The 23480-nt window shown below is 57.8% G+C and carries 22 protein-coding genes; 6 read left to right on the plus strand and 16 right to left on the minus strand.

Annotation, left to right across the window (positions count from 1 at the left end; genetic code table 11):
* Together ABIZ35_RS05245 and ABIZ35_RS05250 are read left to right on the plus strand one after the other, a co-directional pair.
* Positions 1-2433, plus strand: a 2433-nt coding sequence (locus tag ABIZ35_RS05245) for a tubulin-like doman-containing protein (RefSeq protein WP_348218820.1), incomplete at its 5' end; no start/stop codon positions are given.
* A gap of 3 nt (positions 2434-2436) precedes the next feature.
* Positions 2437-3825, plus strand: a complete 1389-nt coding sequence (locus ABIZ35_RS05250; RefSeq protein ID WP_348218821.1) for a substrate-binding domain-containing protein — start codon at positions 2437-2439, stop codon at positions 3823-3825.
* A 219-nt stretch (positions 3826-4044) separates the two neighbouring features.
* Here the strand turns inward: ABIZ35_RS05250 and ABIZ35_RS05255 are convergent, their stop codons facing one another.
* Positions 4045-5484 (minus strand): phosphatidylinositol-specific phospholipase C, encoded by a 1440-nt coding sequence (locus ABIZ35_RS05255; RefSeq protein ID WP_348218822.1) that lies wholly within the window; start codon positions 5482-5484, stop codon positions 4045-4047.
* 207 nt (positions 5485-5691) lie between these two features.
* Between ABIZ35_RS05255 and ABIZ35_RS05260 the strand changes: the two genes are divergently transcribed.
* Entirely contained in the window at positions 5692-6591 is a 900-nt protein-coding gene (locus ABIZ35_RS05260; RefSeq protein WP_348218823.1) for an ATP-grasp domain-containing protein, read from the plus strand.
* 273 nt (positions 6592-6864) lie between these two features.
* Here ABIZ35_RS05260 and ABIZ35_RS05265 read toward each other — a convergent pair whose 3' ends face one another.
* The 10 genes from ABIZ35_RS05265 to ABIZ35_RS05310 all read right to left on the minus strand — a co-directional run bounded on the left by ABIZ35_RS05265 (position 6865) and on the right by ABIZ35_RS05310 (position 13967).
* A complete protein-coding gene (locus ABIZ35_RS05265; RefSeq protein WP_348218824.1) occupies positions 6865-7140 on the minus strand; it encodes a hypothetical protein in 276 nt (91 codons plus the stop codon).
* Positions 7141-7283: 143 nt separating this feature from the next.
* Entirely contained in the window at positions 7284-7463 is a 180-nt protein-coding gene (locus tag ABIZ35_RS05270; protein ID WP_348218825.1) for an ankyrin repeat domain-containing protein, read from the minus strand.
* 111 nt (positions 7464-7574) lie between these two features.
* A complete protein-coding gene (locus ABIZ35_RS05275) occupies positions 7575-7931 on the minus strand; it encodes a zf-HC2 domain-containing protein (protein ID WP_348218826.1) in 357 nt (118 codons plus the stop codon).
* Positions 7928-8506: an RNA polymerase sigma factor gene (locus tag ABIZ35_RS05280; RefSeq protein WP_348218827.1), complete on the minus strand. Its 579-nt coding sequence runs from the start codon at positions 8504-8506 to the stop codon at positions 7928-7930. Before ABIZ35_RS05280 ends, ABIZ35_RS05275 begins: the two co-directional genes overlap by 4 nt.
* Before the next feature lie 88 nt (positions 8507-8594).
* On the minus strand, positions 8595-9536 hold the full coding sequence (locus ABIZ35_RS05285; protein ID WP_348218828.1) for a DUF1559 domain-containing protein: 942 nt from the start codon (positions 9534-9536) through the stop codon (positions 8595-8597).
* 100 nt (positions 9537-9636) lie between these two features.
* Positions 9637-10188: a hypothetical protein gene (locus ABIZ35_RS05290; protein WP_348218829.1), complete on the minus strand. Its 552-nt coding sequence runs from the start codon at positions 10186-10188 to the stop codon at positions 9637-9639.
* 116 nt (positions 10189-10304) lie between these two features.
* Positions 10305-10667 carry an MmcQ/YjbR family DNA-binding protein gene (locus ABIZ35_RS05295; RefSeq protein WP_348218830.1) on the minus strand — a complete coding sequence of 121 codons (363 nt, stop codon included), beginning with the start codon at positions 10665-10667 and terminating at the stop codon, positions 10305-10307.
* A 7-nt stretch (positions 10668-10674) separates the two neighbouring features.
* Entirely contained in the window at positions 10675-11337 is a 663-nt protein-coding gene (locus ABIZ35_RS05300) for an ankyrin repeat domain-containing protein (RefSeq protein ID WP_348218831.1), read from the minus strand.
* 343 nt (positions 11338-11680) lie between these two features.
* Positions 11681-12232 carry a YfbM family protein gene (locus ABIZ35_RS05305; protein ID WP_348218832.1) on the minus strand — a complete coding sequence of 184 codons (552 nt, stop codon included), beginning with the start codon at positions 12230-12232 and terminating at the stop codon, positions 11681-11683.
* 127 nt (positions 12233-12359) lie between these two features.
* Positions 12360-13967 (minus strand): FAD-dependent oxidoreductase, encoded by a 1608-nt coding sequence (locus tag ABIZ35_RS05310; RefSeq protein ID WP_348218833.1) that lies wholly within the window; start codon positions 13965-13967, stop codon positions 12360-12362.
* 266 nt (positions 13968-14233) lie between these two features.
* On the opposite strand from ABIZ35_RS05310, the gene ABIZ35_RS05315 reads away from it, so the two are divergent.
* Positions 14234-14878 carry a DUF1559 domain-containing protein gene (locus tag ABIZ35_RS05315; RefSeq protein ID WP_348218834.1) on the plus strand — a complete coding sequence of 215 codons (645 nt, stop codon included), beginning with the start codon at positions 14234-14236 and terminating at the stop codon, positions 14876-14878.
* Here the strand turns inward: ABIZ35_RS05315 and ABIZ35_RS05320 are convergent.
* Entirely contained in the window at positions 14868-16391 is a 1524-nt protein-coding gene (locus tag ABIZ35_RS05320) for a metallophosphoesterase (protein WP_348218835.1), read from the minus strand. The two genes, ABIZ35_RS05315 and ABIZ35_RS05320, sit on opposite strands and share 11 nt — an antisense overlap.
* 77 nt (positions 16392-16468) lie before the next feature.
* Here ABIZ35_RS05320 and ABIZ35_RS05325 point away from each other — a divergent pair, with 77 nt between their 5' ends.
* Positions 16469-16966 carry a DUF6314 family protein gene (locus tag ABIZ35_RS05325; RefSeq protein ID WP_348218836.1) on the plus strand — a complete coding sequence of 166 codons (498 nt, stop codon included), beginning with the start codon at positions 16469-16471 and terminating at the stop codon, positions 16964-16966.
* On the opposite strand, the gene ABIZ35_RS05330 is transcribed toward ABIZ35_RS05325, so the two are convergent.
* Positions 16938-18368, minus strand: coding sequence for a pitrilysin family protein (locus ABIZ35_RS05330; RefSeq protein ID WP_348218837.1), 1431 nt, complete (start codon positions 18366-18368; stop codon positions 16938-16940). The genes ABIZ35_RS05325 and ABIZ35_RS05330 overlap by 29 nt on opposite strands.
* 10 nt (positions 18369-18378) lie before the next feature.
* Complete coding sequence (locus ABIZ35_RS05335) at positions 18379-19857, minus strand: pitrilysin family protein (protein ID WP_348218838.1); 1479 nt, start codon at positions 19855-19857, stop codon at positions 18379-18381.
* 155 nt (positions 19858-20012) lie between these two features.
* Between ABIZ35_RS05335 and rodA the strand changes: the two genes are divergently transcribed.
* Positions 20013-21146 carry a rod shape-determining protein RodA gene (gene rodA, locus ABIZ35_RS05340; protein WP_348218839.1) on the plus strand — a complete coding sequence of 378 codons (1134 nt, stop codon included), beginning with the start codon at positions 20013-20015 and terminating at the stop codon, positions 21144-21146.
* Positions 21147-21439: 293 nt separating this feature from the next.
* Here the strand turns inward: rodA and ABIZ35_RS05345 are convergent, their stop codons facing one another.
* Positions 21440-21979, minus strand: coding sequence for a hypothetical protein (locus tag ABIZ35_RS05345; RefSeq protein WP_348218840.1), 540 nt, complete (start codon positions 21977-21979; stop codon positions 21440-21442).
* A 146-nt stretch (positions 21980-22125) separates the two neighbouring features.
* Positions 22126-22896, minus strand: a complete 771-nt coding sequence (locus ABIZ35_RS05350) for an IS630 family transposase (protein WP_348218854.1) — start codon at positions 22894-22896, stop codon at positions 22126-22128.
* Positions 22897-23480: the final 584 nt, after the last annotated feature.

The raw sequence follows: 23480 nt of genomic DNA on the forward strand, positions 1-23480 counted from the left end.
AATTGGGACACGGGAAACTACCACGCGAACGGCTACGCCGCACTGATGGAGCTGAACGCCCTTTCGGTCGGAGCATTGCAGCCATACGATGTCACCGGTATCAAATCTCGATTGCAGCTGACCGATCCGTTTAACGGCTGCTATCTCTTTACCAATGAGAATGAGAACGGCCTGTTTGTGGATGTGGACGGCGATATCCCGAACATCATGGCGAACTTTCTCTATCAAAAGCTGATCGCCGTGCGCAACGTGCAGTGGGATACCCTGCGCCGCATGGAGAACGCGGAAAACGGCGATGGCTCCCCCGAGCAGTCGCCCGGCGCGCCCACCGGCGAGCGCTCCAAGCGGTTTATGGCCTTCGGCATCAAGCGGCTGGCGATCCCGGAAGAAGAGATCCGCGAGTATCTCACCTTCAGTTTCGCGCGCCAATCGGCGCTGCAGCTGCAATACAACAACTGGTCCGATTCGCTGTCTTTCGCCGACGAACCGAAGAACCAGAGCTTCACGGAGTTCGTCAAGCAGGCGGATATCCTCCAGCGGTGGCTGATCAGCGACGACCACTTGCGCCTGTCCGTGGGGATTCTTCAGGACGAGATTAAGAACCCGCGCTGGCTGCCCATCGCGCAGACGTGGGCGGACATCATGCCGCACTTCAAAACCTTCGTCCGCGAGAATTACAAAGATAACGCAAAAGTCTGGCTGGACGAGCTGGCGAAGCTGTCCGAAAAGCGATACTCTCAGGAATATCGCGAGCTGGGTGTCCCGCGTTTCTATGAGACGAAGGAAGGCGATCGCAAGGACCATATCCGCGAGATTACCGCTCGTATCCAGCGCGACCTGATCGACGACTGGAAAAACGGCGTCAAGTCGATGTACGACATCCGTCGTCTCTTCGACGCCCTGCTGGCCGAGCTGACCCAGCGCGCCGTTCAGATGGACGATAAGATCGTCACGGCGATGAAGAGCGAGGAAGCGGCTACGCAGAAGGTCGCTTACAACGCCAACGAGTGGGCGCATATGAACTTACTCGCGGCCGCCTTCGGCAAGCGGGACAGGCTGTTCGACGATCAGGCCAATACGCTGCAGCAGATGTACGTCTACCGCACCAATGTCGCCGCATGGAAGTTCGCCAAGGGGCTGCTCCAGGCGCTGATCGGCGAAATCACGACGCTGCAAAGTGAAGTGGACTCGGCGGCAAGCATGATCGCGTCCGCCACCGAACAGTTCAACAAACAGATCGGGGAGCGCCTGACCGACGCCGGGCACGACGATCTTCGCCAGCAGCTGGTGAAGTTTTACGATCCGGAAACCGTCAAGAACTTCACCAAGCTGCTTGTGCGAGACAAGGACGAGCAGTTCAAGCAGACCAAGGCGTTCCGGGACGACCTTCTGATGGAGCTTGGCGATAACTACACGTTCGGCACGTTCAATCTGCGAATCACCAAGGAGCGTTTCCTTCAGGTGCTGGAGACGAAATCCGAGCAGAGCGCCCGGTCCGCGCACGATCTGCTGGCGGCCGATCAGAAAGACCAGGGACGCGTACTGGGCGACAGCATCGTGGATAAACTCTACGATCAGTACGGCGGCAACATGGAGGCCGTGCAGAAGTATGTCCGCGAGCTGGTGTCCATGGCGGGCAATTATGTAGCGTTCAAGGCCGATGAAGTCGCCAAGACCGGCGAGGGCATTCCCTCGAACGTCCCGACGAAAATCACCAATTTCACGACCATCCTTCCTATTTCCACAAAGCGGCCGGAGTTCTCCAGCGCTCTACGCGATGCTTTCCGGGCCAGCAGCACCGTGCCGATGGAGTTCATCCCCAGTGCGCAGACGCCGAGCGAGGTCAAGCCCAACGAGATTACGCTGATTAGCGTGACGAACCTATTCCCGCTGCGATACGTCGAGCAGACTTCGTTCCTGCGTCAGAAGTATGAACAGCGCGTCAGCGGCCCCACGGGCGCCCGCGCCCGCATGGAGATCCATGGCGAAGGCGATGGAACCCAGTTCCCGCCGTTATTCGTGGCGACCATGAGCGAAGTGAAGGATCTGGGGCTGCCGTATGTGCTCCTGGGCCGCGCTCTGAACGTGATCCAAAAGCTCACCAATCCGGCGACAGGTGTCACCTCCTTTGCCTTGGTTACCAAAGATCAGGATGGCTTTGACAACGATCCGGTGCCGCTGGGCGCTACCCTGGTGGACAGTGTGGACAAACTGGATGCGTCAAGCACCCGCACCGTAAGGCAGGCCGTCGAGCTGCTGCTGGGCGGGGCGGAATGGATGCATGTGGACAAACGGGTGGAGCTGCAAAAATCCGTGGTCGCTCTCATCGACGAGGTGAAGGCGGATCGGCAGGGCAATATTCAAGACGATGTCTATCGGCGGTTCTTAGACGCCGGTAAAAAGGCTGTCGGCATTATCAAGCGGGAAGGTTAATCGATGGCTGCAATGCGTGGAAAGTGTACGAATTTCGGGAATTGCCAGAAGGCGGATTCGGGCGAGTTTATCGACTTACCGCCCGGCTCCGATCCCGTCTGCCCAATCTGCGGCCGGCCGCTCAATATGATCGCGTCGGCTGGCGGCGGCAGACCTAGCCCGATCCCGCTGATTATCGGCGTTCTCGTGCTGTTCCTGCTTGGATACCTGGTTGTCCATTTTATCCAGGGACGTGGCAAGAAACCTCAGACAGCATCCACGAGTACTATGGGGACGAATACGTCCAATGGCGGCAGTAACTTCGGCGGGACGCCGGCGGCCACCTCCGCGCCTGCGGTGAAACCGGGAGACGCGCTGATGTACTACGAGCGCAGCGCTGAGTCGTGGCTTCGGCCGGCTGCCGACGAGTTCAACGCGCAGCATTCCGGTCAGCCGCAGATCGTTTTGGATTATCGTGGCTCGCGGGAAGGCAAGCAGGATATTCTCTACGGCCAGGGCAAGCCGGTGATCTGGAACCCCGCCGATACTTATTGGGCCGACAAGCTCAACCTCGACTGGCGCAACCCAAAGGTTGGGAAGCACTCCGAGGATGTAGTCGACGAAAGCAAGACGATTCTCAGCACGCGTCTGGTGATCGTCGCCTGGGACGACCGCGCCAAAGTGCTGTCGGCGGCGATGAACCGGGCTGAGTATCGCGGCAAGACCTGGCTGCTGATGCACGATATCGCGACGCAGGGCTGGAGCAAGATCGGAGGGCAGGCGAGCTGGGGCAAACTCAAGCTGGCCCAAACCGACCCGACAAAGTCGAACAGCGGTCAGGCGGCCGTCGTGCTGATGTTCGCCGAGTACAGCAAATCTCATCCCGGCGTGACGCCGTCCTCGCCGAGCTTCCTCAGCTTCATGCGCGGCGTGGAAGGCAGCGTGCCGAAGTTTGAGACCACCACGAGCAAAGCGCTCGATGCGTTGGTCAAAGGCTCGCGCGACCAATACGACGCCGCCATTGCCTACGAGACCAACGCGCTCGCGGCTGTCGACGGCGGCAACACGGACATTCGTATTTTATATCCGTCTCCGACCGTGCCGATCGATCTGCCCGCAGCGATTATCAAGGCCGATTGGGTGGATAACGGTGAGGCTCAGCTCGCCAAACAGTTCGTGGACTTCCTGCTGACGCGGGATATCCAAAAGAAGGCCATTGCGCAGGGCTTCCGCCCGGCCCTTCCGGACATGCGCGCCGACGTGGACAACGCCTTCTCCAGCGGCGCTCGCGGCGACGCCGGCTTCGTACTCGACCCGCCCACGGTGACCCGGCCCGTCAGCACCCGGGTGATCGACGATATCCTGTACCAGTGGTACAAAATCTACGGCGGAGGCGGAGCGGCCCCCGTGTAGCTTCCATCAGAACGGCGCTTCGACAATCAAGGCCGGCCTCGCGATCCGCTTCCAAGCTGTTCGCGAGGCCGGCCTTATGTGCGGCTGTAATCAGAAGGATGTGCGACACACAGTATCGTTTGGCGCACACAGCAAACCGTCCTCCCAGCGTTGGCCGGGAGGACGGGCGCGGTCACTGCCGAATGGCTGTGTTATGGCGCCGCAAGGACGCTCGGCGGTCTAATGGCTGGGGCGGGAATAACCCGATTTTACCGCGCCGCTGATAGGATCGCCGAAGGTCGCATTGTTGAATGTGACCGTGCCGGTGAAGGCGTGGAGGAAGGAGTAGTGGCCGTTCGCGCCGTAGGCAAGGTCGGTGGGGGTGGAAAACGTCAGGGTTCCGTTTTCGTCCGCGCATGGCGTATAGGGCATGAAGTATCCGGTTTTGGCTGTGTTTGGCGCCGGATCGCCGCCGAATGCGGCGTTGGTAAACGTCACTGTGCCGGATGTGCCCCAATTGTAGGCATAGCTCCCGTTCGCGCCGTAGGCGACTTCCACGGGGCCAGCGAAGGTGGCGCTGTTTCCTTCAGTCACGCTCTTTAGGAACGGCTTCGCCAATCCTGATTTCGCAACGCCAAAGATCGGATCGCCGCCGAAGTTCGCGTTGCTGAAGGTGAAGGCTCCCGCAATGGCGTATCGATTGAAGAAGCTGCTGTTGGCGCCGTACGCCGCGTCGACTGGGGTGCTGAAGTTGACGGTCTGGTTTTCGCTGGCGACGACGCTGTAGTTGAGTGCCGCGTTGGTGTTGTAAACCATCGAGCACATGCTCGCGCTGACAAAGTCCATCATGACCACGCCGTAACGGCCACCTGTATTTGATGCGAAGAAACTGGTCAGGTTGGGATTGATCGCGTTGGAGACGGTCGGGATGTTGGGAATCCCCAGGAAGCTGCTGTTCACGCCGCTGGCGAAGTTGACGTACAGCATGTTCGGCGCGCCGTAATAGGCTTCGTTCAGGACTTGCAGCACCTGGCTCCACTTCGTCGTGTTGCTCGAAACATTGTAATTGTCTTGAACGCGCAGAGTGTTACTGGTGGTGAAGGTGGTATTGTCCGGCCAGTTGGAAGCGTCAATGCCTTTGGGCGTGGAGCTGGCGCCGAAGCGGCGGAACAGGACGATCTTTCCGCGCGCCTGGCTCAAGGTCGGGATGCCCGATCCGAGATACCACTGGCTTGGGTTTTTCGCGACGTACGAATCAAATGTCTGCTCGAATGTGCGCGTGTCGCCGGAAGCGGTGTACTCTTCCTTCACGCTCATGATCACGGTTTCGCTGGGGTTGGCGTTCAAGAACGTGAACGCCGCGTTGAGCACATCGTCAAAGTTGGCGTTTTCGTAGACCTGGCCATGATGGATGGCGAAGGCGTCGTTGATGTGGCGGCATCGGATGTCCAGGAACCGGACGCCCGCGTTCAGCTGGTCGGTGATGGAGAGATTCTGACATTTGGCCGTTCCGGAGACCGGCTCAGACAGAGCGCCGGAATCGTGCGTTCCGGGGATCGAAAACTGCGCGACGGATTGGTTACCGTTCATTCCGTTCATCCAATTATTTCCCGCAGCGTTGGCGTTCGACGCCAGCCCCGCGATCAATAAGACGAGAACTCCAAGGGTGGTTCGCTTCATGTTACTCCTCTGTAATACGATCGTCACGTTGTCCCTACTTCGGCAGTATTCCGCGAGGCATGTTACCAGATTATTGATCTGAAAAATCTGTTTTTCTGTCGCAAAAAAGTGTGTATTCGAGAGCTTGCCGTGATAAACGTTTAGCGCCGCCATGGCGATATCGCTTCGCCATTTTCGCTTGTTTTACGAGACAATTGAAGAGGGACTATGATTGTACTCAGTGAAGCCTCCAGCTACCTGAAGCCGACGCCCAGCGCGCGTGAGCTGCAGGCCGCCACGGAAGCGGCCAAGCTCACCGGATGCCGCGTTTACTATATTCCCCAGGGCTTCGACGACCTCGAAAACTCGGCGGATGCGTTTGCGCATATCCCCGTTCAAGATCGCGAGACGCTGGGTGTCTGGAACGGATATATCCCGACGCCGGAGCATTACGCCACGGTTTATCAGCAAGCTCTGGAGAAGCGGATACACTTGCTGAACACCCCAGAAGAACATCTGCGCGCGCAGGAGTTTGATCGGGCGTATATGCGTCTTGAAGGGCTGACGCCAAAATCCGTCATTGTGACTGATCCCGATCAGTGTGAGGAAGCCATTCGGTCGGTGGGGTTGCCGGTCTTCGTCAAAGGGGCAGTGCAGTCGCGCAAGGCGCGAGGCTGGAAGGCTTGCGTCGCGCAGTCGCTTGAAGAAGTACGTCTGCTAACATCTCAATATCTAAGCCTGGAAGGCCGCACGCGCGGACGCGTCGTCATCCGTGAGCTCGTACCCATTCGTCACGTCAACAAGACGGCCCTAGGGTTCCCCATCGGCCGAGAGTATCGTGTATTTCTCTATCGGTCTGAGATCCTTGGGCACGGATATTATTGGGAAGGCGATGATCCGTTGAGCGCGCTGAGCGTGGAAGAGAACAAAGCAGTGCTGGATCTTGCCATAGAGGCGGCCAGACGGTTGGACGTTCCGTACGTCTCGATGGACATCGGACAGCTCGAAGACGGACAATGGATCGTGATCGAAAGTGGCGACGCCCAGTTTTCCAGCGTCAGCCTCATTCCGCTCCTGCCGCTCTGGCACCGGATCAGCCAGCTTACGGGCCGGAATACGGCGGCGTAACTCAGGCGATCGTCAATCGGCATTGTCAGAATCTGATGGAGCTTTCTATCTTTACCCATACGGTATCCATGGATCGTTTTTGGTTTGCCAGGCGTCACCACATAGGCATAATCACCGAGAGGGGATAAGAAGAAATCTGGCGGATAGTCGCAATGGGGCAGCCACATGTGCGCGTACCTCTCAATGGTAAAACTACAACAGTAGTCTATCTGAGGAAAAGCCGTATGCAGCGCCGAAGCTTTAAAGTGTTCTTAGGAGAGATAGAAACGCCCATTACGGCATCCTTAACATCAGGACAATCGCAATTATATGAATGATCCAGTAACCAGCGCCGGTGATAATATCACTGGTTTCTGGGAGCAAGGAGTCGTAGAAACCATTGCCGGTCCACTGGAGCGGCTCGGAGCATTTCGGACACCATTCGTTGAGAGGGATTTGCCTGTTCTCCCAGCGCGTTGTGGCGGCAATCAAGAGGGTGAGGAGCGCCACGTCGCCGGCGATGAGGATCACCACCCACCACTTGTGATGATGCCCGTAGCGGTGCGACATAATAGGCATCATCACAGCGCATGACGTGGCGATCAGGCCGACCCAGTAGACTATCGCGTGGCTGTACTGCCGTGAAGTTTCGTAGCCGCAACCAGCGCAGCGGAACATTCTGACATATCCCGAAAAGAACATGTGGAGCCTTTCTATTGATTTGCGCCGCGCTCCAGCAAAAGCGCGGCGATTTCCGGCAGGTCGTTCTCGGCGCAGTAGCGCAGGGGCGACCAGTCGCTTCCGTCGATTGCCGCTTCCAGGCTTGCGCCGCGCTCGATGAGCATGCGCGCGATATCGGCGTGACGGTTCGCGAGCGCGCTTTGCAGGGGCATGGACGCGAAATCCGCCCGAGATGGCGTTGATGTCCGCGCTGTTTTCCAGTATCAGCCGCGCCGCCTCAAGGTGGCCGAAGCAGCAGGCGAGGGACGGCGGCACTCTATCCGCTACCGGCACTGGTCGGTGGGCAGATCGGCGCGGCAGGGGGCGCTGGCGGGAGCGGGGGGCGCGGCGGCCTGGCGCTGGTGAAAAATGAATGCGCCGATCGTGAGAACGGCGATGGTGGCGGCAAGCATAATAACCAGCACTGCGGTGGACGGCCAGCCGGCGAACGGGGACCAGGGAGATGTTCGCTTGGCGTGGATGGCGCGGGCGATGCCAACGGATGTGGCTTGGAACGCTTCCAGACGGCGGCGGCAATCGGGGCAGCCGATTAGGTGAAGGCGAATGCGAACGGCCGCGAGCGCGGAAAGATCTCCGTGGGCGAACATCAGTAAATCTTGGTCGAGGTTCGGGTGTGTCACGGCTGGCTCCCGCCTGTCGGATTTTGAAATTCGGGCAGTCGATCTGCGGCGGCGGCATGCGCCCGGTAGAACTGATATTTTACGGTGTTCAAGTTTCTTCCCAGGATTTCCGCGATCTCGGACAAAGTCAGTTCAGCGTAGTAGTACAGCTCCAAAACTTCCCGCTGCGCTTCGGGCATTTCGGCTAACACGCCTCGGATCACATGGGAATTGACCGTGGTTTCATAGGGGTCGGGGCCGCTGCTCACGGTGTTTTCCAGCAGATCCGACCACGCCACGGCGGTGCTGCGACCGCGCGTGCGCAGGGCGTCGGTTCCTTTGTGAAGCGCAATGCCGAAGAGCCACGCTTTGAACCCCGATTTGCCGCTATAACTTCTGATTGCCGCCCATGCCGCCATCCATGTCTCCTGCATCACATCGTCCGCCAGCTCCGCCCCGACTCGGCGAATGAGAAAGCCGCGCAGCGGCGCCGTGTAAGCGCCAACGAGCGTGTCGAACGCGCGGCGATCGCCTTTACGGGCGGCGCGTACGCTGCCGGATTCGCCGGTGCTGAACACGAGAGTCAGTAGGAGCAAGATAACTCCGTGGAATTCGCTCGCCTATCTCGATAAGCTAAGTCGGTCAAAATGGCGAAAAGGTTGGGATTGTTGTGAGGATTTTGGGTCATCGTATGCTGAAAGTCGCCACAATGGACGGCTGTGTCGTTTCCGCGCCTGCGGCGGAGAAGCCATTCGCAGTCGCTCCCTGCACATCGGACGCAGCTGTGGCGACCAGTCCGGAGGAGACATTCGCGCCGCGGATCCATCGAACATGCCCGTCTGCGAGCAGATAATTCGCGCCCATCGTATGCCGGCCGGCGGCAGGCTGGAATTGCCCGGTTGGGCCGGTCAAACGTCCTCCAAGATGCCCCGTGGCGTAACGGTTATCCGTTCCGGTGCTGTCGTCGAGATGTGCGTAAAGACGATTGTCGAGCCCATTGCCGGAAGCAGACAGATTTTTGCCCATCACTCCACCGGCGGCGGCGCCTTCACTGTGCGCCGCTACGTTCGCGGTAACGCCGGAGACTTCGAACAGCATTACCGATCTGGCTGGCGCGCTGAGCTCGGCAAGCAGAAGCCCGGGTGGTGTGACATCTTCATACCAGCCGGACTTGTCGACATCGCCTTCTTCTGCGGGACTGGGCGTCACCAGATTGATGTTATACCCGTAGGAGACGGCGAAATTTTGTGCTCCATACGAAGAAGTGGGATCGTCCGGGCAGCGCAGCGTTGCGACGCTCTTGAGATAAGGGGCGCACTGGCCCGCCCAGCCTTCTCCCGACCAGAAATGGTGGGCTGCGGGATTGACGCCGTTGGGGAACCGCTCATCGCTGTCCTGTGTGTACTGCGCAATCGCAAGGCCCAACTGGCGTTCGTTGGATACACAGGAGGTCTGACGGGCTTTTTCGCGGGCGCTTTGGAATACTGGGAAGAGGATAGCGGCAAGAATCGCAATGATGCCTATGACGATCAGGAGTTCAATGAGCGTAAATGCTGCGTCGGCGTAGCGCCGCCGAGAGAAGGGGGCGGCAGGCGCAGTGGTGGAACTGTCGTGCAAATCGTTCACGTTGTATTATATCACGATTTGAAGAGGGATGAGATTAGGAAACGCCAAGAAGCGGCCTTATCCAGTAACATTGGATGAGGCCGCTGCTTGGTGGCGGCGCTTACGCGTGGAAAGCGCCTTGCGTTCCGTCCAGGATCCAAACGCCGTCCGGCGCCGTGACCCGGATTTCCGAGGTGCCGATTGCAGTGGCCGTTGGGAAGTCAGGAATGATGTCTCCCTTCGCGCGGCTCAGGGAAAGAGTGGCCGAGCCCTTATGGATCGTGATATCGCCGTCGATTTCCGTATAAACCCTGCCGTATGTGGTGTAATAGGTTGCTGTGATGATGGTCTGGCGGCCGCAAATCGAGTTCAAATGGCAAACTGTACCGTCTGGAACGTTCACCTTGCTGAGGCTGATCGTCAGGCTATCGGCCACGCCGTTCGCATCATAACCGATTGTCGCCGTCCCAGCGGCAACCGTACCGTTGTAGGAAATCTTCAGATCGTTCAGCTTAAAGCTGGACGAAGTCGCCGAACCTGTGACGACGGGAACTTCGCCCGTGGGCGCTGTCGAGCCGCCTTTAGCCGATGCAGAGATTGCGCTTGTTGCAACAGCAAGCAGGAGAGAGGCCGACAATATGGAAGCGAAGCGAGTGAAGGTGGACGTTTGCATGGAAATATTCTCCTCTGAAAAAGTGTGACTGTTTGGCTTGCGCGTCAGCGCTAAGCTTGTTTCAGGAGCTATGTCGAACACCAGCGGGAGAATAGTTGGGGACTGGAAAATCTTTTTTACTTTGTGAGGCTCTCGCTCAGCCGCTTCGGCGCGACCGCGCGGTAGGCGTCCGTCACGATCTGTTCGATCTCCTCCCAGTCCACCGGAATGTCCAGCCATACGCCGATCCAGCCCCGGCAGCCGACATAAGGCGGTGAGAAGAAGCGGGTGGGCTCGGCTGACACCATCGCCGCCTGCGCGCCCATAGGCGTCGCGCACCAGAAGGCGATCCGGTCATCATGATGGCGATCGGCGTACATGGCGAATGTCTTCTTATCCCGGATAAACCAGGTCGGCTCGCCGTGGCTGAGCCGTTCGGTCGTTTCCGGCAGGTTCAGGCAGAGTGTTCGCAATCGATCGAGTGGGTTTTGCTCTGGCATGGCGGCGTTATTTCTGATGCCTTAATAGAATCTCGGTGACTGACGTGTTCCCAGCCTTATCGGCCATTTGGAGCGGCGTTTCGCCGCTTGCAATCCGCGAGTTTGGGTTTGCTCCGCGCTCCAGCAGAAGCGCTGCGATTTCCGGAAGATCGTTCGCGGCGCAGTAGTGCAGCGGCGACCAATCGCTTCCTTCGGGTGACGCCTCCACGCTCGCCCCATGTTCGATCAGCATGCGCGCGATATCTTCATGACTGTTCGCAAGAGCGCTTTGCAGGGGCATAACACGAAATCCTCCCGAGACGGCGTCGATGTCCGCGCCGTGCGTCACAATCAACAGCGCCGCTTCAGGGTGGCCGAAGAAACAGGCGAGATGCAGCGGCAGCCAGCCATCGGGTGAACGCTGGTGGACAGCGTCTGGGTTCTTTTCGATCTCGCTGGCGACAATAGAAGCCTCGCCTGCCGCCGCCGCTTCCCAGATATCCATCGGCGCATTACGGCGGAGCAGTTCTGTCTCCACATCGCTTTTGCCGCGATAAAGGGCGAATAGCAGCGGGGACACGCCTTCGGCGTTTCGGTCGGCTGCTGCTGCGGGATTGGCGTCCAGCAGCGATTGCATACGGGCAAGATCGCCGGCGGCGATGGCGTCAAAGATTTCTTGGGGCGTAGGCATCGTAATCTCTCCTCTTTGAAGACATCTTAACCGAGGACAATAGTTCTGTGCTAATCGAAAATTGCGAATTCGATATTCCGTCGGCGACGCCCCGTAATGCCGGCGAAACAAGGCGCTGAACGAGGAGAAGCTGGAGAAACCGACGTTCAGGCAGATTTCCGAGACAGAGTCTTGTGTCTGCCGCAGCCGCCGATCGGCTTTCTGGAGATGCAGCCGTGTGAGATAATGGTGGGGCGTTACGCCGAACTGAGATTGAAACGCGCGGAGAAAGTGGTGCTTGCTCGTGCAATATGGCGAAACTATTGTCCTTGAGCAGAGACTCCAAGGTTTCGACATTCGGAAATCAGGAAAGATAGGTGACAACGCCATGTCCATGCGCTGCGGCGTCACTGACAAATGACTTAAGGTCTTCGAAATAGAGCAGAAGATAACGCAGGTCGTCGTCGGGCGCCGGCGAGGCAATGGCAAAGGGATAGATGCCCAGTTCGGTCATTTTGTTCGGATCAAAGTGCGACGTTAGAAAATCCGTCGTAACGGATGCCAGGCATACGTCGAATTCACGAACCTCTTGTGGCCGGAGAGCGCGCGCCGGTCCATATCCTACGTCAATTTTTCCGATCTGCGCTCCGCCCAGCAGCAAATACGCGTAAGGCAGATCGCCTTCCCAATCGGAGCCTGTCAGCAGAAAATGCAGGCCGTGCCATGCCTTTTCAAGATCCGTTTTTGGTAGGCTGTCATTATCAAAGTCATTTGCAATTACATCATCCGCCGGCGACTGGGCGCGCTTCGGTGATTTGGAGCTTAATCCCAGGAGTGGCCGGATTAGCTCTGGCCGTTCCATCAGCATTGCGATTTTGTCCGCGCGGAGCTGGACAAGGCTATAAATCATGCTCATTAATAGGTACTCATTCTTGGGGGAATGAACGTTTCATGTCGAAGTCACAATTCGTCGCCCGGCAGCTTTATTCCTTTGAGGAATGATGCTACCTCCGGCTCCACAAAGAATGTTCACGAACACGGGCTTAATCTTTGCTCGCCCAGTCCATCAGCTCGCGCATCAGGACTTTGATGGCCCCCGCAACTTCGGGCTTTGCGAAGGGAAGGTCGGCGAGCAGGGCGGGGATCTCGCTGGATGGCTGTGTGGGCGGCGGGGTTTCGCCGCCGTCGGCGACCCATTCGACGATATCTTTGACCAGGGGCTTGCAGGTTCCGCAGCCGGAGCCGGCGCGGGTAGCGGCCTGGACGGATTCGAGCGTGCGGCAGCCGCCTTCCACGCATTTTCGGATATCGCGCTTGGTGACGCCGATGCAGTTGCAGACCTTCACGGCGTCGGGCATTTCCAGCAGCTTGTTCTTGGAAGAGGCGCCTGCGGGCGGGGCGCTGTCGAATAGCAGTTCACGGCGCAGCTCGGAGAGCGGGGAGGCATGGTCGAACGCCTGGATCAGCGCCGATGCTTTTTCCGTGTCGCCCAGCATGATCGCGCCGATCAGTGTGTCGTCGCGGATGATCAGCTTCTGATAGATCCCCTTGCGGCTCTCCATGAATAGGACGACTTCATCGGTATCATGCATCGGCTGCGTGACGCCCATCGACACCAATTGGATCCCCATGACCTTGAGCTTTGTCACGAGCTTGGAGCCTTTGTAAGCGGCGGTGGGCTTGCGGCCGGTGACATGGTCCGCGAGCACCTGTCCCTGCTCCCAGAGCGGCGCGACCAGGCCATAGGTGACGCCCCGATGCTGCGCGCACTCGCCGACTACGTAAATATCCGGGTCCGTCACCGAGCGCATTTGATCGTCGACTACAATGGCGCGCTCCACGGCGAGGCCGCACTCTTTGGCGATCTCGGCGTTCGGGCGAATGCCGGTGGAGATGACGACCATGTCACACGCGAGCGAGGTTCCATCGGCGAAGGCCAGGCCGGTGACGCAATCCTCTCCTAAAACCGCCGTCGTCGATTTATTCAGATGGACGTGGATGCCCATGCGCTCTATCTGCGCCTTGAGCAGCGCCGCCGCCTGTGCGTCCAGCTGCGCGCTCATCAGGTTTGCGCCAATGTGCACGACATGAACTTCCACGCCATATTTCAGCAGTCCCCGCGCCGCCTCCAGACCGAGCAGTCCGCCGCCGATGACTACGGCGCGCTCGCACTTGTTGGCGCATCCCGCGATCTTATGGCAGTCGTCCAGAGTTCGGAACACGCAGACGCCCGGCTTATCGGCGCCGTCCGAGGTGCGCAGTCCCTCCATTTGCGGGACATACGGGCGGCTGCCGGTGGCGATAATGAGCGTGTCGTAAGTCAGCGACATCGGCTCGGCGTCGGCCCTGCCGCCGACCGCAGAGGCAAAAACGACTTTCGCCGCGCGATCGATCCGCGCCGCGCGCATCGGCGCATGCAGGGTAATGTTGTTTTCGCGATACCAGGTGAGGGGATTGAGATAAATTTCCGACGGAGACTGGGCGCCGCTCAGAACATTGGACAGCAGAATACGATTATAGTTGCCGTGCGGCTCATCGCCGATCACGGTGATGTCGTACTGCGCCGCGCCGCCGCGCTGAAGGATCTCCTCCACCGTGCGCGCGCCGGCCATGCCGTTGCCGATGACGACGAGTTTTTTCTTTTCAGACATTGCTGCGAGTCCCCTGTAAAGACGGAGCGGTCAAAACGAAGTGGGGCAGCGCTGCCGGTGGATGTCTTACTCAAAGAGAAGATTTCAGATGTCTCGCGGCGTTGTGAGACGATAGTGTGAGTATAGCGGGGTAATGTTGCCGGGATGTTTCCAAAATAGCGACATTCGTTTTCATTTGGAATATTAGAATTTACTAATTTTTCTGTGTCTCGTTGTATAATGACGGCATGCGGTTTGAGATTTGATCGCAGCCTCTGGAGGTCATTATGCAGCGTCAGGGATTTACACTGATCGAGCTTCTCGTCGTGATCGCGATTATCTCGATCCTCGCGGCCATTCTTTTTCCGGCGTTTGCGAAAGCCCGCGAGAAGGCGCGCCAGACAGCGTGCTCCTCCAATGAAAAGCAGCTCGCGCTGGGCGTGCTGATGTACGCCCAGGACCATGACGAATATCTGCCGCCGGTGGAGCTCAAGACGCCTGATGACGAAGAGATCCTCTGGCCGGAGCTGATCAACCCCTACGTCAAAAACAGCCAGATCCGGCTCTGCCCCTCGGACGGCGCGGCGAAGGTTAGCTCCTACGGCCTCAACGAATTGGCGTTTGTCGATCTTACCGATTTTCCATTGCCGCCGGTTCTTCCACTGAGCGCCTTCCAAACTCCCTCCGACACGATTATGCTGGGGGAAGTGGGAACCGAGGATGATTTCAAAACAAACCGGCCCGATGCATTCATCCTGCCGAACCCCGACGGGCCTCCGGAAGGCGCGCTGACGGATCCCGCCGACGCGCGCCCTTCCAATCGCCACTTCGACCGCTCCAATCTCGCCTTCATGGATGGCCACGTCAAAGCCATGCGCCTGGAGCAATACTACATCAATCAAACGCCGCACGACAAATGGTTCACGCCTTAGTCACGTGAATCCGATCGATCTCATCACCAAACTCACTGATCTGCCGTAGTGTCAGCGAGCGTCCATCGATCTCGATGACGGTGAGTGAATGCTGCTGGGAGTGGAACTTTGCGACGTAGTGGTTTTCGTCGCCGTCCGTGAATACCCAGCTTTCAGGACTGTCCGTGAACTCCGGTTCGTACATGATATTGCCGCCCGCCCCCGTTGTCAGATGAATGACGCCGCTGGGGCGGGTTTTGTCTTTGCCGTCGAACTCACGGTCGATCGTCAGCTGGCCGGGAATGATCCGGTCACGCGTGTTCGTGTGTGTGGCCCGGGTCAGATCGGTCGGCGTAAACTGGATCGGCATCGTGCGCTGGTATGTGTGCTCGTGACCGTTGAGAACGATGTCCACGCCGTGCTTTTCGAAGATCGGACACAGCACGCGCATCTGCTGCTCTTTGTAGTGCTCCTTGCCGACGTTGAACGCAGGCTGGTGGTACACGACGAACTTCCAGCGGGCGTCCGTGCCTGCGAGGTCTTGCTCGATCCAGTCCTGCAATGCTTTGTCCGTGGGATCGACATATGTGTTGGCGTCCAAGCAGAGAAAGTGGGCGTCGCCGTTGTCGAACGAATAGTTCGCCATCTGTGGGAAACGATTGCCGGCGCACTCCTGAAATTGCTGGAGAATGGCGGGATCGGCGCAGACGGTCGGGGTGGGAGACGTCAGTGTGGCGGGGCCGTTGCGCGGGAGATGCATCGCTGTGTAATAGCCAAGGGCGTCGCTGTGCTTTGTAAAGTCTCCCGCCTCCCGTCCCTGGGCATCGCGGCCGGGAACGTCGTGATTGGCGAGGACGGTATAGAACGGGACCGAGCGGAGCAGGGGAGCGCCAAGCTCCAGTCCGGCGACGGTGGCGTCGTAGACCGGGAAGAAGAACTTGGCGTACTCATGGTCGAGGCCGCTCTGATAGACGTTATCGCCGGTGTTCATGATAAAGTCGGGCTTCGCCATGTAGGCCTGGTACGCGATGCGGTGGTCGCTGACGCCGCCATACGAATTGTCTCCAAACGTGACAAATCGGATTTTGCGCCCGCGTTGCTGTCGGGTCGTCGCATAGCCTTCGGCAATGACCTTCCCATTGCCGGAAACCCGGTAATAATACTTGCGCCCGAGCTTTAATCCCGTCAGTTCGGCGCTGTAGTTCAAATGCTTATGCGGAACTTCCCCTTGCCCCGGATCGTCAATCGTTCGTTCGCCCTTGGTAATAACGGCGCTTTGCCCATACTTTTTGGAGGAGCCGTAGGACACCGTGAAGTCGGCCGCCTGATTTTCGGTCTGCCAGGCGACGACGAGCGTGTCGGCATTTTCTTTGAGCACGCTTGCGGAGCCGGGCTGAATATAGGGAAGAACAGTAAAGAGGGGCAGATTGCTTTCGGGCGCTGCGGCGAATAAGCCGCGCCCATTGGGGATGAGCGCGAGAAACGTGACGCCTCCCGCGATCTGTAAAAACTCACGACGACTGATTTGCTTCAAAACCCGCTCCTGAATACGACAAGGGATGTGGGGATTATACCGTGACGGCGACCGGAGATCGGTTAAGAGAAGATTAAATGACGGAAGATGACAATCCTATCACGAGCGCGGATTGGCTGCTCCTTCAGCTGGGCGGCGTTTGCCAGCTATCGTTCGCGGCGTCGAGCAACAGCGCCGCAGGATGGAACGCGGTCGGCGAGGGCGATGTGCTGATCGAAACGGCGACACGAGATCAGGTGATCTTTCGCGAATTCGGACGGTGGAAATCGCCGGAGGGCAGGGAGTTCCGATTCCGCAACGTCTATCGGTGGTCGCGAACCGGCGACGACCGGGTGCGGCTGGAGCATCTGAGAATGGGAGCCGGTCGGCCCGTGCTGCTCTTCGATCTGGAGCACGAAGGCGACGGGTGCTGGCGTTCGGTCAACGGGCATCAGTGCAAGGAAGATTGCTACTCGGCGGAACTCCGTGTCGAAGAATCCGGCGTGCGTTTGGAATGGCTGATTTCAGGGCTGGGCCGGCGGGATGTGATCGGGTACGATTATCGCTCTACCGCAGCACAACCCCGCCGTTCTTAGAGTCCGGTTCGACCACCGCGATCGCCGGATGCGCGAAGTATTTTTTTGCGACGCGCTGAACATCGGCGGAGGTGACGGCGTTAATTTTCTGGGTGAACTCTTCGTCCAGGTTGCCTTTGTCGTTCGAGGAGATTTCGGCCAGACCGAGCAGATAAGATCGGTCCTCGATCCGCTCGTGCTTGATCTTTTGCGAGCCGATCAAATAATGCTTGGCCCGGTTGATTTCCGTGTCCGTCGCAGGCTTCATTTGCAGATCGGTGATCTGATCCAGCAGCAGCTGTCGGATCTTGGCGATGGCCTCGGTGTTGGCCGAGGCGTCCGTCGAAGGGCGCGCGGCGGCAAAGACATAGGCGGTCAGATCGCCGGAATAAAGCTGGGGCGAGTAGAACGAGCCGAGGTCGTAGGCCAGTCCCTGCTTTTCGCGCAGGTTGGTGAACATCCGTGAGGTCTTCATTCCGCCCAGCAGTGCATTCGCCACTTGCAGCGCGAAGTAATCGGGGTTGGACATCGACGGCGCCCGGAACCCGGACATCACACAGATTTGCGTGAGATCGCTCATGGTGGAATGGAACGGCTCGGGCGAGCCTGAGAGGACCGGAAGCTCGACGAGCGGCGCCCCTACGCGGCGTGTTCCCCGCACGGTCGACTGGTAATCCGCCATCCCATGCGTGATCTCGCGAACGGCGTCCTCAGGCGCAATGTCTCCGACAACCGAGACAGTCATGTTCTGCGGGACGTAATATCTCAGATAATACTGCTGAATCTGGCGACGGGTGATGCGCTGAATGCTCTTGGTCGTTCCGACTGCGGGCAGCGCGTACCCGCTGCTGGCGAACAGGCGGCTGCGAACGCCGTTGTAGGTGACGGTGAACAAGCCGGCGTCGCTGTCATTGATGTCCGAAAGCACATCGGCGCGGCGCTCTTCCACAACGTCCGTGTCGAACGTGGCGTTCTTCAGCACATCCGTAAGCAGGTCGATCATGTTCGGGAAATGGTCGCTGACGCACAGCGCGGAGATGCGGGTCCAGTCGGGCTGGCGTGAGACATCGAAACTGCCGCCAAGGTCCGCAATTTCGCCCTGGATCGTTTGCTGCGATCGGATGGAGGTTGAGGCAAGCAGGGTGCGCGCGACGAAACTGCCGATCCCGGCGTTTTGCGACGTTTCCAGGCCGCTACCGACGGTGACGAAGACATTGACCGCCACCAGCGGCGCTCCGGCTTCCTGGCGGCAGACGATTTTCATGCCGCTCGGCAGGGTAGTCCGATAAATGGCGCTCGGCTGCGCGGCGGCTGGCTCTGGAGCGGACGCCGCAGGCGCCTCGGCGGTTTGGGCGTGCGTTATCGCGGCGCTGGAAATCCAGAGCAGGGCGCAGGCGGCGGTTGCGAAGAGAGTTCGGGACACGCGGGTACTCCTAAAGCCGGGATGCATCGGTCGAGGTCGTTTCCGGACGCTGCGCCGCAGTGTTGGAATCGCCGTGCAGGCGCTGCGCCGGGATCGATTCGGAGCCGGCGTCGCTGGTCGCCGTGGCCGGGTCCGTGACCGGAAGCAGCGTGACCAGGGAATATTTTTCAGGATCGAGGTATCGAACGGCGACGTTCTGCACATCGGCCGGGGTGAGCTTTTCGAACTGCGTGATGTACGCCGTATCGTACTGATACGAATCGATCATGTTGTAGAAGCCCAGCGCGTTCGCTCGTCCGCTCGTGGTCTGCACGTCGAAAAGATAGGACGCCAGCAGGGAATGCTTCGCGGCGGCCAATTCCTTTTCCGAAACCGGCTTCGTGCGCAGCGAATCAATCTCGCCTAGGATCGCCTTCAGAGCTTCGTCCCGATTGCCGGGCTCGAAGATCGCGGTGATCGTCATTAGCCCCTCATCCTTTTGGGTGAGGTAATTGGCGCTCACACCGGTCAGGAGCTTTTGCTTGTCCTGAAGATCGTCCTTGAGACGGTTATGTCCGCCCTGTCCAAGGATCGTCAGCAGCACGTCCATGGCGTAGGCGGTGGCGTGATCGCGGACGGAGGGTGCGCGGAATCCAATGGTCAGATAACCCTTCGAGACCGGGGCGTTCATGGCGCGCGTGCGGATCTCGGTCTGTTTCGGCTCCGACAGCACTTTATCGTCGGGTATGGGGCGCTCGGGCCACTTGCCAAACGCCTTTTCCGCCATGGCGAAGCCCTGCTCGGGTGTGATCTTCCCCGTGAGCACCAGGGTGACATTGCCCGGCGCATAGTACGCGTGGTAGAAATCCTGGACTGTTTTGCGCGTCATCGACGTGATGTGCGCTGGCGGGCCAAGCAGCGGGCGGCCGTAAGGATGGGTGGGGAAGGTGATCGCATTCAGCATGCGGGCGATCCGCTGCGCGGGATCGGCCAGTTGCCGGGCCATCTCGCTCAGGATGACCGGGCGCTCCTGGTCCATGTCCTGCTGGCGCAGCTCGGCATGCATGAGCACATCGGAGAGAATGTCGAGGGCGGGCGGAGCGTCGGACGCTCCGACGGTGACGTAAAAATGCGCCCAGTCGTAGGAAGTCGCGGCGTTCATCGAGCCGCCAAGGTCTTCAATCGCCGCGTCGATCTCTCCTGGCTGGCGCGTGGGCGTGCCTTTGAAGAGAAGATGCTCGATGAAGTGGGCGGCGCCGTTGTTTTCGGCGGTCTCGCGGCGTGTTCCAGCACCCACCCAGGCGTCGAGCGTCACCAGGTCGGCGTTCCCTGAAGGAGCGACGAGAACCTGGAGGCCATTCGCCAGCGTCTTATGCGCGACAGGGCTAAGGCCTTGCGCGGCGGACGCGGCGGGAGCGGTATCTGTATCCGCAGCGAGAACGGGAGCCGTTGAAAACCCGAAAGCAGCGAGAAGAAACACAAGCGCGGGCCGGGGGGGGCAAAGGCGCACGTTGCAAACCCTTTCGAACGCCAAATGATGCTGTTTAGGATTGTACCCGAAACACCGGGCGCCTGCAACGTGTATCATCGAGCGTTATTGCGCCCCGCTGCGCGCGGAAGCATGGAAACCTTTGTAAGGGATTTCGTGGTATGATAAGGCCTACCATGACCGTGCAAAAACAGGGCATTCGGCAGCTGGACTTCGGCCTCTTCGCGGCCGTGCTCCTGATTTGCTGCGGCGGACTGCTATCCATCAAGAGCGCGGTGCATAACGATCCGCACGGGATGGATTTCTTCCGCAAGCAGGTTGTTGGGATCGTGCTCGGATCCTCTCTCATCTTGTTTCTGGCGACCCGGGAGTACGAAACGCTGCTCAAGCGCTTCGCACGATACCTCTATCCCCTGAACTTATTTCTGCTGCTGGTCGTGCTGTTCCACTTCGGCCATTCATCGCACGGCGCGCAGCGCTGGATCGCGCTTGGCCCGATCCAGATCCAGCCCTCCGAGTTCGCCAAGATCATCCTCATCGGCACGCTCTCTCTGTATCTTGCAGAGAACATTGAAACCATTCGTGAGTGGCCGACGCTGCTGAAGTCGCTGGGACATATCGGTATTCCCATGCTGCTGATCGCGAAGCAGCCGGACCTCGGCACAGCGCTTGTGATCCTCGCGATTTGGTTTGGAATTACGGCGATTGCCGGCGCGAACATCAAGCATCTGCTGCTGATCCTCGGGACCGGGGTTCTTTTATTCGCGGCCATCTGGCACTTCAATCCCACGATTGGGGGAAACCAGGTCCTCAAGGACTATCAGAAAAACCGTCTGGAAGTCTTCCTGAACCCGGACGCCGACCCCCGCGATTCCGGATACCACCTTCGGCAGAGTGAGATCGCCATCGGAAACGGCGGCATGAGCGGCATGGGTTACCTGCACGGACAGCAGAGCAACGGCCGCTTCATCCCGGAACAGCACACCGACTTCATCTTCACCATTGTCGGGGAAGAAGGCGGCTTCGTGGCATGCGTCGCGCTGCTCGCCCTGTACCTCTTCGTGCTGGAGCGCGGGGTCATGATCCTCGCCGACTGCAAAGACACCCTCGGCCGCCTGCTCGCCGCCGGCGTGCTTTCCATGCTCACCTTCCACACAGTCGTCAACGCCGGAATGACAATGGGCATTATGCCCGTCGTCGGTGTTCCCCTGCCATTTTTCTCCTATGGCCTCAGCAGCCTCATCGTCAACATGTCCGCCGTCGGTATTCTGCTGAGCGTCGCCGCGCAAAAACATCGCGTGATGTTCTGAATGTTTAAAGCGCTCACCTAACTATTTGATTAGGTGAGCGCATCGTGTCATCTAGGCTCTATCCATTTCTGAAAACGCTACTCCATCTTAATCTGACAGTTCACAATAACTCTCAACAGCATTTATGCATTTCGCTCTCAAGAACCGATATGCATAAAACCAATGATAGATTCGCTACCCTTCTGATCGCGGTGGTGGTAAATGGATAAAGTCTAGTTTAGGTGCGAAAACATTAGGTAAGGACTAGTAGTGTAGTCTGACTAAACAATCTACTCTAACTCGGTAATGATTTCCTATGAAATTTCACCCTTTAGCCACAATGAGTATTTGCCACCGCTCCCTTCGATTTGATAATCTATTCCATTAACGTTGTCTCCACCAGGAAAGGGTGTAGACTTTGTATTATAAGCTACTTGAGGAAAGAAAATACCGGCTGGCTCTGCCTCGAATGGAATGACTCGGAAGCCAATAATGCCAATATCATCATTGCCTCCAATCGATATAGGAAAACCATTGATCTCGATGTTAACTGGATTATCTTCATCGAAGAACAACAAATAAAGTCCATACGGTACGTCTGCCGGGTCTACATCCGCATCGAACAAAACCTTGCCAATGAATTGCGCCTGCTGCATTGGGCTAAAATCACCAATTTCGCTTGTTCCTAACACCTTAAATGTGTTCCCAAACTGAATAACCGGATTCTGCCCAGAGTTTACGTATACTTGTCGATTTTCAATTAGACAACGAAGTTCATCGGAACTTCCTTCAAGAAAATTATCAGTTGTTGATAAACATTGGATAGAATTAAGAGTGATTTTGACGTGCGGCATATTATCTCCTTGTCAAGCGAGTAAACCTGTTGAAAGCCATATTTCTTCAAGCCGAGATTAGACGTACTGTACGGTGTTTTATCTAAATGTTGTCTGTACCCTCCTTTCGCTATTGGGAATTTTAGTGTACCCTGATTGCTAAGTACCTACGCAAAAGAAATCCGATATTCTTGGCCGATTTTGGCTAGGATATTTTCGACACTTTTGCAGAGGCTTTCAAAGCTGGCGTAGTCTTTGGGAGCAAGCCATCGGTACTTGACCATTCGCCACAGGGTCTCGACTTTGTTGAGATGCGGACAGTACGGCGGCAGGAAGAAGAGGCGTAGTCCTTGCTTCTTCCACTGAGCTTGCTTTTCTCGAATGATCTTCGCGCGATGAATGCTGGCGTTGTCTAAAACAATCACAGTCGGGATGGTGATCTGGCTGGCGATCTTATCGAGACTGTAGATCATGTGCCGAGCCGTAATGGACTCGCACCCCAGAAAGGTGTGGATCTGGTTGTCTTTGCTCAGAAACGAGACCGCGTTGAGCCGCTTTGAGTGAGCTTGCGACGGGAGGCAGACTGTCTCGCCTTTCTTCTGCCACATGTAAGGAACACAAGGCTGGAGACAGAAGCCGCTTTCGTCCCCGTAAAACAGCTGGCAATGGCCTTGTTCTTCGAGACGATGCATGCGCCAAAGAGCGCGCACCGTTCGTGCTTGGACTTCTGCCGCAGGAGCTTTGGCTGGGCTTCGGCGAGTGCGACGATAAGTATAGCTGCCTCTTCGCAAGGCGCGTTTGACGGTTGGCCAGCTTATCGAGACCCCCTTTTTTCGAGCGCATCCTCTAGGGCGGCTTTGAGATTGGGCGTTGGATTTTGCAGGACATCGCGCAGATGCGCTTCGAGAACCGCGTCGATTTTGCGTGGATGTCCTGATTTTGGGGCGTCACTGAGTCCTGGTAGTCCGTGCTCTTGCCACTGATCAAGCCATCGACTGATAGTGGCGGGGTCGGTTTGCACAATCTGCGAAAGTTGATCCAGTGTATATCCCTGGCCGCTCAGTAGCACGGCTTGCGCGCGCTGACGTTGGCGGTGAGAGGGGCCGCTGCGATATACGGCTGTGAGATTGATCTGATCGGTTTCAGAGAGTAGAAACGAATTTCATGCCACTATTGTACGGTATACGCCAACAAGTGAAAGCAAGCGACCTGAGATTCTTTTGTTCAATTACTTAAGCTAAATGTATGTTTGTACCTCTAAATTATTTGCACTCTGTTTTATGTTTGCCTGCCTGTCAATGTTTAAAATATTTTCAAATATTCGGGAACAAATCTTAGCCTGAATCAGTCACAGTAGATTAAGTCGGTTCTCGAACAGCGCGCCAGCTCATCAATCCATGAGGTTGAACCCTTCGATCGGCCACGTCGAGCGGGATAATTCGAGCATTGATGGGCGACTGAAATTCACCCAGCGCACTCGCTGCCTACTTGCTTGCGCCGTTTCGATCCTGGAACGGGGTGG

Origin of the sequence: Capsulimonas sp., assembly GCF_039929585.1 — a bacterium.
Lineage (GTDB): Bacteria > Armatimonadota > Armatimonadia > Armatimonadales > Capsulimonadaceae > Capsulimonas.

What these genes read in the sequence shown, in the direction of transcription:
- ABIZ35_RS05345 (WP_348218840.1), bottom strand. Translation starts at nt 21,979, where the DNA reads ATGCCGCACGTCAAAATCACTCTTAATTCTATCCAATGTTTATCAACA.
- ABIZ35_RS05310 (WP_348218833.1), bottom strand. Translation starts at nt 13,967, where the DNA reads ATGTCTGAAAAGAAAAAACTCGTCGTCATCGGCAACGGCATGGCCGGC.
- ABIZ35_RS05305 (WP_348218832.1), bottom strand. Translation starts at nt 12,232, where the DNA reads ATGAGCATGATTTATAGCCTTGTCCAGCTCCGCGCGGACAAAATCGCA.
- ABIZ35_RS05270 (WP_348218825.1), bottom strand. Translation starts at nt 7,463, where the DNA reads ATGCCCCTGCAAAGCGCGCTCGCGAACCGTCACGCCGATATCGCGCGC.
- ABIZ35_RS05315 (WP_348218834.1), top strand. Translation starts at nt 14,234, where the DNA reads ATGCAGCGTCAGGGATTTACACTGATCGAGCTTCTCGTCGTGATCGCG.
- ABIZ35_RS05290 (WP_348218829.1), bottom strand. Translation starts at nt 10,188, where the DNA reads ATGCAAACGTCCACCTTCACTCGCTTCGCTTCCATATTGTCGGCCTCT.
- ABIZ35_RS05255 (WP_348218822.1), bottom strand. Translation starts at nt 5,484, where the DNA reads ATGAAGCGAACCACCCTTGGAGTTCTCGTCTTATTGATCGCGGGGCTG.
- ABIZ35_RS05325 (WP_348218836.1), top strand. Translation starts at nt 16,469, where the DNA reads ATGACGGAAGATGACAATCCTATCACGAGCGCGGATTGGCTGCTCCTT.
- ABIZ35_RS05260 (WP_348218823.1), top strand. Translation starts at nt 5,692, where the DNA reads ATGATTGTACTCAGTGAAGCCTCCAGCTACCTGAAGCCGACGCCCAGC.
- ABIZ35_RS05300 (WP_348218831.1), bottom strand. Translation starts at nt 11,337, where the DNA reads ATGCCTACGCCCCAAGAAATCTTTGACGCCATCGCCGCCGGCGATCTT.
- rodA (WP_348218839.1), top strand. Translation starts at nt 20,013, where the DNA reads ATGACCGTGCAAAAACAGGGCATTCGGCAGCTGGACTTCGGCCTCTTC.
- ABIZ35_RS05250 (WP_348218821.1), top strand. Translation starts at nt 2,437, where the DNA reads ATGGCTGCAATGCGTGGAAAGTGTACGAATTTCGGGAATTGCCAGAAG.
- ABIZ35_RS05295 (WP_348218830.1), bottom strand. Translation starts at nt 10,667, where the DNA reads ATGCCAGAGCAAAACCCACTCGATCGATTGCGAACACTCTGCCTGAAC.
- ABIZ35_RS05265 (WP_348218824.1), bottom strand. Translation starts at nt 7,140, where the DNA reads ATGTCGCACCGCTACGGGCATCATCACAAGTGGTGGGTGGTGATCCTC.